Origin of the sequence: Micromonospora sp. NBC_01405 (assembly GCF_045040155.1) — a bacterium.
Lineage (GTDB): Bacteria > Actinomycetota > Actinomycetes > Mycobacteriales > Micromonosporaceae > Micromonospora.
Map to the genome: position 1 here is coordinate 7,139,559 of NZ_CP109532.1, position 10,269 is coordinate 7,149,827.

The following is a 10,269-nucleotide window of genomic DNA, read 5'->3' on the forward strand; positions in this document are numbered from 1 at the left end:
GGCGAGGGAACCGCCATCGTCGGCGCGACCTGCAGCGCAAGAGCGCCCTGCTGCGGCTGGTCGCGCGTCTATGTATATTTTTGCCCATGACTCCTCGGGCGCGCTTCGCAGTCCTATCTGTACTGGGAGCGTTTGCTGTGGTGCTTGGCGGCACACCAGCAAACGCGGCACCCGCCACCGTTTCTGCGGACGAGCCAACAAAGTTGTGCCAGATCGACACCTCGACGGGCGTATGGCCGACCGGCTACCTGGCGACGGTCACCATCAAGAACACCGACTCCGTGCCGATTACGTGGCGGGCCACGCTGACCCCGTCCGGCGGCGCCAGCTCCGTCAAAACCCCCTGGAACGCCACGTTCACCTGGACCGTTGGGGGCAACAAGTACCTCATCGACCCGCCGCTGGTCGGCACCACCATCACACCCGGGGAGAGTTGGCAGTTCGGCTATATCGGGACGGATAGCAGCGCGAGCCTGCCCACGGTCACCTGTCTGCGGATCCGCTGACCCTCTGCGAAGTACTAGCGTCGGTCTTTCCACCGGGGCGTGATCTTGAGGGATGAGGCTGCCGGGTAGAGACAGCGACGTGGACGGCCGGGCACCGCCCCCACGTTGAACGATGCCAAGACCATTCGGATCAGTACTGGTGAATGCCCAATTCCGGCGCGCCGGTCTAGAAGAAGTCAAGTCCAGGACATGCGGCTGGCAGATTTCACCTGGAACTGGGGGCGGACGGCCACGCGAAGCCGGTAACGGCGGCGTCGAGCAGGTCGCCGAGCCTGAGCCAAGCGTTCGGCCCGGTTGGGACGCTGGGATAGCGGTAAAACATGCCCGTGCCTCGCCGTGTACGTCTCGGGCCAGTCTGCCACCAGACAGAAGGCCACCTCACCGGCTCGGGAGATGGCCTTCTGAACTGCGTAGGTGACACATGTATCCGCAGGCGGACCAGAACGGGAGCGGGGTCAGCAGCCCTGGCGTCGGCTGAGGATCTGGTGGCGCTGACCGGCCCAACCGATGTAGCCGACCGCCTCGACGCAGTAGTTCGCAGTGCCGGTGACGCCGACCGGGCCGGCGTGGTAGCTGAAGTCACCCGAATCAGTGTCCGCGCTGCCCGAGCGGGTGCAGTGCGCGCCCTCACCGGAACGCTCCGCGCAGCGGTAGATCTGCACGAAGGTGGGCGCTGACTGTCCGTAGGCCGCGCCGCGGTGGTAGAAGCACGCGCTGTTAGTTCCCCCGTTGCTGCTGTTGTAGTAGATCACCAGTTCGCCGAAACCTGACGACTGCACCTGGCTGTATGTGATCGTGCCCGAGCAGGAGCCGGCGGCCTGAGCGGCGGGCGCGCCGACCGTCATGACCGAAGCGGCGGTCACCAGCGCCATCAGCATCGAAAGCACTCTTCTCACGGTCACAGGAGTCCCATCCACACTCGACTGTCGTACATTGTGGATCATGATCGCACGACCTGGACCTGCACGCTTCCCCGACCCGAGCGCGAAGGGGCGGCGAGGTGGGGTCGTCAGGCGATAACCGGAAGACGGCGCGCTGCCGGGGGAACCACGTTGATGCACGCCACGAGCAGGGCACTTCGCAAGCTGCACTCCGCCGGGCTTGCTGGCAACAGCGCATCGAGAGGACCGTGCACGCGGACCCGGGAGTCAGGACCGCCCGCGCCGCGACATCACGGGGCGACCAGGAACGGGGTTATCACGTCGACCGGGGCAGTCGGTGGGGACTCGTCGCCGTTCGCGTTGACCGCCGTCAGCCGGTACTGGTGGCGTTCAGCGCCGCGGGCGCGCAGGGTCACGGCGTTGCCTGGGTACGTGCCGACCACCGTGGCGCCGTCATACAGGCGGTAGGCCAGGCCGGGCAACGGGGTCCAGGACAGCGGGACGTCGGCATCGTAGGTGTTGGCGACTGTCGGCTGGGCCACACGAAAGCCGAGCGGAGCCGCCGGGCGGTCGGTGGGGCCCGGGAGCGTGGTCACGGTCAGCGGCGCCGAGGCGGGCGTGTCGGGGCAGCCGGGCAGCGACCCGACCACGCGCAGGCTGTGTGGCGAGGCCGGCGCCAGGCCCGTGAGCACTGCGCCCGGGTCGGTGACGGTGGCGACGGCGCTGTCGCCGTCCAGCACCGTGTAGGAGCCGGCGGTCGACTCGAGGGTCCAGTCCAGGCGCAGGGTCGACGCGGTGACAGCGGTGGCGGTCACCCTGGACGGGGACGGCGGGAGAACCGGGCAGGCGGCGGCCGAGAGGGACAGGACGGGGCTGTGTTCCGACTCGTTGCCGGCCACGTCCAGCGCCACCACGGTGAAGCGGTGCGCGGTGTTGTGGAACAGGCCAGTGACCGTCGCCGACGCGGTCCAGGTCGTGGCGACCCGGTAAGCGCCATCGTAGACCGCGTACTGGTGGACGTACGAGCCGTCGGACGGGGCCGACCAGGTCAGGCCGATCGAGCGGTCGGTCTGGGCGGTGGTGGCGAGGTTTCGCGGCGCGGTGGTCGCATTCGTCGCGCCGGGCGGTGTGCGGGTGGTGGCGTAGCCAACCGGTGCGTTGCGCGGGTCGCAGTTGGCGCGGCGCAGGGCGATTGTGTACGCGGTGTCGGGGGTGAGGCCGCCGACGCGCAGGCTCGTGCCGGGCACGATGCCGTAGTCGCGGTCGTTGACCGTCAAAGCGAGCTGCGGCGACGCCCGGCCCACCGACCAGCGCACCGATAGAGCGGAGGACGTCACGTCGAAGACGGTGAGCGGCGCGGGCTCGTCGCACTGGGGCGCCATGCCGGGCGTCCACGTGGTGCCCGTGAACGGCGCCGACGGGGGCGACTCCACGCCGTTGGAGGAGACCGCGGTCACCGTGTAGGTGTGGGTGGTGTTGACGCCTAGGTACTGCATCGGGGCCGACGTCGTCGCCGTGTGCCGCACGACCGCGCCGCCCTCGTAGACGCGGAACGACGCGACCGCGGGGCCGCCCGCCGGCTGACGCCAGGACAGGGAAATGCCGGTGGCGGCGACCGAGCCGGTCAGGTCGGCCGGCGCCAGCGGGGCGGGGCCGGCGGCAGCCGCGGTGCCGGTGGTGCCGGCGAGCACGGTCAGCAGGGCGGTCAGCGCGGCGGCCGTGGCGACGAGCGTACGCATCGGCGATCCCCTCTATAGAGACGCCGAGAAACCGTAAACAAAGCTTCCTGTCGATGTCAACGTCAGGGGCGCAGCAGCCGCAACCGCGCACCCAAGCAGTAAGCCAGCCAGACCAAGGCCCTCGACCAAGATCCGACTGGCTCAAAACTGCTCTACAGGATCAAGTACGCCCGGCTGCCGCCGGGCCGCGCGCACGCGCTATGGCCTACGGCCCGCGCACGCCCACCAGCACCGAGCCGACCACGAGCCCCGGCCATCGACCAGCCTCACCGGCTGAGGCTCGGCTTTCCCGATGATGACGGCACGCGCATCTTCCACGAGGCGATCTACCAGGCCCTGTTCGTCCAATGGCGGGGTGCGTTGATTGCCGTCCGTCGTGCGCCGACCGATTTCACCCTGATGCGTCCGTGTCAGTTCTCCGACCTACGAGTGACCAAACGGTCGCCGCAGTCGGACCGCAGGTACCAATAAGCCGGAACGACGATCGTGTTCCAGTGAGAGCAGAATGTGGCGGCGAGCCACTGTCGACCGGCCGTCCGGCCGGCCTCTTCGACGACCTGCCGGCGCGGATGCCCAGGTCAACGTGGTCACCGGACGCAACCCGCCGGGCCCGGTGAGAGCCCACCACGCCGGTCATGGAAATCGATCGAATGTCGGCGGGATTAGCACGTGCCCGTTTGAGGCACCAGCGACGACGCTGTCAACTTTGCGAACGGCATGCCGGCGGAAATGCCCTACGGTGAGCCGGCCCCCTGCGACCCGGCAGCCGAGCCGCCGCGACCATTTAGGGAATCGCACTGATATGCGTCTACTCGCCGTGCCCGTCAGGGTGGATGCCCTGTGGCTCGCCACCGACCGCACCGCCACCGGACCCACCGCCGACTTCACCCGTCTTCCGTACCTCGACGCGGTCACCGGCCGGGACGCCAACACCGACGAGCGCTTTCTCAGCGACGCGATCCTGCCCGCGCCGTTCCAGCAGGATCTGCTGCTGCCGGCCGGGATCCACCTGCACTGGTCACTGCCGGACGCGCTCACCCGACTGACCCACGTCGCCACCACCGGCGGCACCCGACCGGCCGTCGACCTGCCCCGGGTCCCGAACCGGTGGCTGGTCACCCGGACTAGGCCAGACGGCGTCCAGGACCGGTGGGTGGTGGAGAGTGACGCGCTCACCGACATTGACCGGGGCAGCGTCGTCCACCCGCTGCTCGACGCCGACCCCCGGGGTTCGACCGGCCGGCCCTGGCGGTACCTCGGCCGGCGCCTGCCCCTGTCGGCCTGGCCGGGCACCCCCACCGACCGGCTCGCCGCACTCACCGCACTCGACTACGGCGAGCCCACCTTCGCCGCCTTCTATCCGAACTCGTCGAGCGTGTTCGGCCACCACGACGAGGAATACGGCGCGGTCGCGCCACCGGACGGGCTGCGTTACGACGTGGTCGGCTGGTACGTCGAGACCGCCGACGACGAACTGCTCGCCGCCCTGTCCACGGCCGGCGACCGGAGCTGGTCGGACACCCTCGCCGACGAGCTGGGCTGGTCGGTGCCGGACAACGGCGGTATCCCGCCCGCGCGGATGGTCTGCTTCGGTCGGCTGACGTTCGCCAGCAGCGCGAAGCGGGCACCGGCCACCGGTCCCGGCGCGGCGCAGGAGAGCTGGGTCTGGGTGGCGAACACCGCCTCCGAGGCGCTCGCGGCCCACCTCGGCGCGGTGCTGCCCGGTGTCACCGAGACCGACACGGAGGAGTTGCTCGAAGCACTGACCTTCGCGGACGAGCTGGAGAGCAGCACGCTGGACCTGCCGGTCCGCCTCGCGCAGGCCCGGCACGAGTCGTCGTTCGGCACGGTCGCCGCCGGCACCGTCTGGACGGTCCGACGCCAGGACGACCCGCTCGACGGCAACGGCGACGGATCCGTTGATGGCAACGGGACCGGGCTCGGACCGGTGAGCGTGGAGCAGCGGCAGGCCCGCGAGCGGTTGACTCTTCCGGCCGGCTTCGGTGACCTGCTGGTCGCGTTGAACGAGGCGCAGTCCGGGTACGACGCCGCAGCGGCCGAGGTCACAGGGGCGCGCCAGCGCATCTTCGCCGACTGGCACCGGTACCTGGTCTGTGCGTACCCGCAGCAGGGCCGGTCCGACTATCCGGACCCGGATCTGGTCGCCATGTACCTGCGCCGGGAGGTGAGCGCCCTGGCCGGCCGGCTCGCCGCGCTCGGCAGTTGGCCGCCGGTCGGCACCGGTACCGGCCTGGTTCACCGGTTGCTGGCCGCCCGGCAGGCGGCCGAACAGGCGCTCGACACGGTGAACGTCGCGGCGAGCACCGCCCGCAGCCGCTTCGCGTTGCAGCAGGTGCCCGGCACGCCGTACCAGCTTGCGAACGAACCGGTGGTGCTGCTCACCGGCGCGGCGGCCACTCCGTCGGACCGGTACGGGCAGGACGGCGCCGACCAGCCGGACGGGCTGCTGCCCTGCGCGGTGCTGGACGTACCCGGGCTGGCCGGCGCCGACCTGGGCGGCCCGGCCGGGGTGCGCCGGCTCGCCGACTTCACCGGGGCGCTGGCCACGAAGCTGGCCGCCGCGGAACCCGATCACCCGGGCCTTCGCTCCTGGACCGACCAGCCCTGGCATCCGGTGTTGCTGCACTGGGAGGTGGAGTTCTTTCCGGCCCGCGCCGGCAACAACCTCGACCCGGCCGGGCGCGACTTCGACCCGGACTTCGTCACCACCAACTACACCCTGCCCTACGGCGACCGGGAGCTGCGGCCCCGGCCGGAGAACGACGTGCTGGACACCGGCGCGAACGTCTACGCCGGCAGTACCGTGCTCTCCGCCGCCGCCCGGCCGGTGCTCTCCACCCGGATCCTGCGCTACCTGCGTGGCACCCCACTGGCCAGGGCGAACGACGAACGGCAGGCCGCCGGCCTGCCGCCGATCACCGCCGACCAGCTCGACGCCGACCCGGCGCCGCTGCTGGGCTGGTGCGCCGCGCAGACCGGTGACCCCCGGCTGGGCACGCTCGCCGCCGCGCACCGGCACCTTGCCGAGCACGAGGAGAGCAACCTGGCGCAGAGCCTCGGCGGCTTCAACGACGCCCTGGTCATGCGCCACCTGGTCCGCCAGCTGCCGATCATCGACCCGACGGGCTTTGCCAGCGGACGGGCGCTGGCCGCCCTGGTGGACCAGGCGGTCGCCGGCCAGGGACGGCACGCGCCGGTCCCGTTGAGCGACTTCAACCCGATCCGCGCGGGCGCGCTGCGGCTGCGTCGGCTGCGGATCGTGGGCAGCTTCGGCGTCGGGTACGACGTCGATGTCGACCAGCCGCGCACCACCAGTTGGTTGACCATGCCGAACCGTCCGACCTGGGTGGCGATGCCGCCCCGGCTCGCGGTGCCGGCCCGGGTACGGCTGGACCTGCTCGACGCCGATGCCGACGCCGTCGACCGTCCGGTCAGCGGGCTGCCGGACTCCTCGCCGGTCTGCGGCTGGCTGCTGCCTGACCCGCTCGACGACGGGCTGCGGGTCTACGCGACGGGCGGGGACTGGCTGGGCACGCTCTACCTGGCGGCCGATCCGGCCCAGCCGGGTCGGGCCCGGTGGGAGGCCGCCCCGGACGGGCCGGTCACCGACGTCGGGCTGATCGGCAACCTGCGGCTGCGTACCGTCGTCGAACGGCTGCGCGGGCTGGGCGCCTCGGGGCTGGCCGACTTCCTGACCGGACTCGACGACGCGTTGGAGGCGGTGGGGCCGGCTGACCCGGGGCAGCACCAGGGGCGGGCGATGCTGATCGGCCGGCCGGTGGCCGTGGTACGACTCGCCCTCGACCTGACCGCTTCCGGCCTGCCCGCGATCCACCAGGACTGGAACGTCTTCCGGCAGGACCTGGGACGCACCGGCCGGGAAACCAACGAGTACCCGTCCGTCCGCTTTCCGGTCCGGCTCGGCGAACGGGGCCGGCTGGGCGATGGCACGCTCGGCTACTGGCTGGAGGACGGCCGGGGCGCCCTCGGCGACCGGTACCACGACGTGGTCACCCTCGCCGAGGCCGACGGCGACCCGCCGCTCACGGTCGGCATCGACCTGCCGGCCCGCACCCTCACCGTGTTGCTGGAACCGGCCGGCGCGATCCACGCCACCACCGGGGTCCTGCCGACCGTCTCCTCCCGGCTGGACCCCGCGCACCACCACGAGGCCCTGGCCCGGCTCGAAACCGGCTTCCTGGCCGCACCAGTGCTGACCGGCGCCGACACGCTCGGCCTGGTCACCCCGGCCGCCGACCCGGACCGGGTCTGGTCCTGGCGGGAGCGAGACGGCGCCGGCTGGGTTGAGACCACCGAGCCGCCCGAACTCGCCGACACCTTCCCCACCGGCCTGACCGCCCGCGAGGGCTGGCTCACCCTGCGCCAGCAGTCGCCCGCCTGACCCGAGCCGCACCAACTCCCGCCGCACCCTCATCGAGAAAGCGATCCGATGTCCCAGATCACCCTCACCCTCTCCCTGAACCAGACCAACACCGTCCTGGAGGCGCTCGGCCAGTTGCCGTACGCCCGGGTCTACGAGCTGATCGAGACGATCGGCCGGCAGGCCAGCCCGCAGGTGCAGGTGCCGGCCGCCCCGGCCGGGGCCGAGCGCACCGAGCTCTCCGTGGCGCGGCCGGCATGAGCCCCGAGCCGCTGCTCCTCTGGCAGCTCGACGACATCGCACCAGGCGGGGTCGTCGTCGACTACTCGCCCAACCAGTTCGACGGCCGGGTGGAGGGAAACCCGACGGTCGCGCCGAACGACCAGTTCGGGGCGGTCGTGGCCCTCGACGGGGTCGGCGACGCGGCAGTCTCCGCCGGTACGCTGCCCCGCTGCACCACCTACACGATGGCGCTCTGGGTACGCGTGCCGAAGCCCGCCTCCGGAATGCCGACCATCATGGGACGCGGCGGCAGCGCGCTGCACGTGAACTACCTCGGCCACATCATCACCGACACGCCCGGCGGCACAAGCCGGCGGTACAACACCGGCGAGGGTGTGTTCACCTTCGACACCTGGCACCACCTCGCGGTGACCCGGGACACCGCGACGCTCCGGATCCACCTGGACGGCGTGGTCGTCTACGAAAACGCCTCGGTCCCGCCACCGGAGCAGATGGACGGAACCTTCGTCATCGGCCGGGTGCCGAACAACGCCAGCCAGTACCAGCCGATGTCGATCGCCGCCGCCCGGCTCTACGACGTCGCGTTGAGTCCCACCGACGTACGGGACCTGATGGCCGTCGACGCGTCGACCGTCAACGCGTTCGTGCGCAGCCACCCGCTCGACTTCGAGCTGGCGAACATCGACGAGCAGCCGGTGCTCTACATCGACGACGCCGCCACCAGTCAGACCCTCACCCTGCGGATCAGCAACTCCTCCCGCCAGGACATCACGCTCTGGCCGGTCGACGGCCCGGTGTCGGTGACCAACCGGCACCTGACCCTGACCTGGCGGGCCGGTACCCTCGCCACGGTCAGCCCGGTCGCGGTCGCCGCGGCGGGTTGGACGCTGGCCGCGAACGGCGACCGTACCGTCCTGCACCTGCTCGGCCCCGCGAACGCGGTCGTCCCGGCCGGCAGGTCGATCGACCTGCCGCTGACCGGTCTGCGCGCCGACGGTGCCGACGGCACCCGGGTCACCCGGGTCGAGCTGGCCTACCAGCGGCTCGGCTACACCGGCGAGACCAGCGAGATCGTCGGCAGCCGGCAGCAGTCGCTGGAGGTGGTCAACCACCGGGGGCGGCCGGACATCCCGCTCGACATCGGCTTCGTCGGCGGCCACCGGGTGCTCAGCGACGGGGCCGGGACGAGTTCGCTGCGGCTGCGGGTGGCCAACGTCTCCCGTACCGTCCCGATCGCACTGGCCGGCTCCGCCGCGATCGGCAAGGAGCGCGCGTCGGCACTGGTCCTCTCCTTCGACATGCAGTTGGCGAACGAGACCCGGGACTGGGCACTGACCACCGCCGGTCAGATCAACTCGATCCAGGTGACGCTGAGCGGCGCGACAGGCGTCGGCTGGGACGTCGAACGCAGCATCGACGACCAGCGGGCGATGTGGACGCTGACCCCGAAGGCGGACACCTCGATCGCCGCCGAGGGCTGGCTGGAGCTGGCCATCGGGCCGATCTACGCGCTGGCCTCACCCGGACACGCGCCGGTGGTGCTGTCGTACCGCAACATCCCGGGCTTCCAGGACGGCTTCGTCAGCGTCGACGTGGAGCGCACCCCGCTGCTCTTCACCGGCAACCGGGTCGGCGTCGGCACCGGCACGCCGGAGGCCCGGCTGCAGATCGTCGACCGGTACACCGACGCGAACGGTGGCAGTCTGGTCATCGGCCCGACCAACGTGCCGAATCTGCGGCTCGGCTACCACTCGACGTACTCGTGGATCCAGTCGCACAGCGGGTCTCCGCTGGCGATCAACCCGCTCGGCAACAACGTCGCGATCGGTGCCACGACCGCGCCGTTCCGGCTGACGGTGAAGTCCAGCACCGAGCACCTGCAGTTGCGCCGGGAGGACTCCACCGGCGGCAAGCAGGTCTTCCTGGAGCTGTACCAGGCGCCGACGGCGGAGAACGTGATCACGTACCCGAGCATCCGGTTCCACCACGCCAGCAAGTTCTGGCACCGGATCGAGGGCCGGCCCGAGGGCTTCATGTTCAAGTGGGGTCCGATGGACCGCGACGACCTGAGCGACATCTTCGTCCGGCTCGGGACGTTCACCTCCCTGAAGGTGGACAGGGTCGCGGCCAGCGGGGCGGAGGGGCACCTCCGGTTGGAGCGGCCGGACCAGGCCACCGGCAAGCAGGTGTACCTGGAGCTGTTCCAGCAGGATACGCCGGCGGGACAGGTGACCTTCCCGAGCCTGCGGTTTCACCACGCGAACAAGTTCTGGCACCGGATCGAGGGCCGACCCGAGGGCTTCATGTTCAAGGACGGGCACACCGGCAACGATGAACTCCGGGACATCTTCGCCCGGACCGCCTCGCTGTCGTCGCTGCGGCTCGGCGGGACCGCCATCGGCGAGACCGAGCTGCGTCGACTGCTCGAACTCGCGCGGCGCTTCCCCTTCTGACCCGTCCGTCGCCCGTCCGCGACCCTCCGCCCACCCGTGCCTGGA

Annotated in this window: 6 protein-coding genes; 4 read left to right on the top strand and 2 right to left on the bottom strand. The window is 71.0% G+C overall.

Annotated features, from left to right (window positions below; all coding sequences use genetic code 11):
• The first annotated feature begins 86 nt into the window (after nucleotides 1-86).
• On the top strand, nucleotides 87-506 hold the full coding sequence (locus OG559_RS30525; protein ID WP_405110448.1) for a cellulose binding domain-containing protein: 420 nt from the start codon (nucleotides 87-89) through the stop codon (nucleotides 504-506).
• A gap of 455 nt (nucleotides 507-961) precedes the next feature.
• Here OG559_RS30525 and OG559_RS30530 read toward each other — a convergent pair whose 3' ends face one another.
• Together OG559_RS30530 and OG559_RS30535 are read right to left on the bottom strand one after the other, a co-directional pair.
• On the bottom strand, nucleotides 962-1,384 hold the full coding sequence (locus OG559_RS30530) for a hypothetical protein (RefSeq protein ID WP_405110451.1): 423 nt from the start codon (nucleotides 1,382-1,384) through the stop codon (nucleotides 962-964).
• Nucleotides 1,385-1,677: 293 nt separating this feature from the next.
• The gene (locus tag OG559_RS30535) at nucleotides 1,678-3,126 is read right to left on the bottom strand and encodes a fibronectin type III domain-containing protein (protein ID WP_405110454.1); all 1,449 of its coding nucleotides are present in this window, start codon (nucleotides 3,124-3,126) and stop codon (nucleotides 1,678-1,680) included.
• A gap of 802 nt (nucleotides 3,127-3,928) precedes the next feature.
• On the opposite strand from OG559_RS30535, the gene OG559_RS30540 reads away from it, so the two are divergent.
• From OG559_RS30540 to OG559_RS30550, 3 genes are read left to right on the top strand one after another with little or no spacing between them, the layout of a single operon-like run.
• Entirely contained in the window at nucleotides 3,929-7,549 is a 3,621-nt protein-coding gene (locus OG559_RS30540) for a hypothetical protein (protein ID WP_405110457.1), read from the top strand.
• A 48-nt stretch (nucleotides 7,550-7,597) separates the two neighbouring features.
• Complete coding sequence (locus OG559_RS30545) at nucleotides 7,598-7,789, top strand: hypothetical protein (protein WP_405110460.1); 192 nt, start codon at nucleotides 7,598-7,600, stop codon at nucleotides 7,787-7,789.
• Nucleotides 7,786-10,224: a LamG domain-containing protein gene (locus OG559_RS30550; protein ID WP_405110463.1), complete on the top strand. Its 2,439-nt coding sequence runs from the start codon at nucleotides 7,786-7,788 to the stop codon at nucleotides 10,222-10,224. Before OG559_RS30545 ends, OG559_RS30550 begins: the two co-directional genes overlap by 4 nt.
• Nucleotides 10,225-10,269 lie beyond the last annotated feature (45 nt).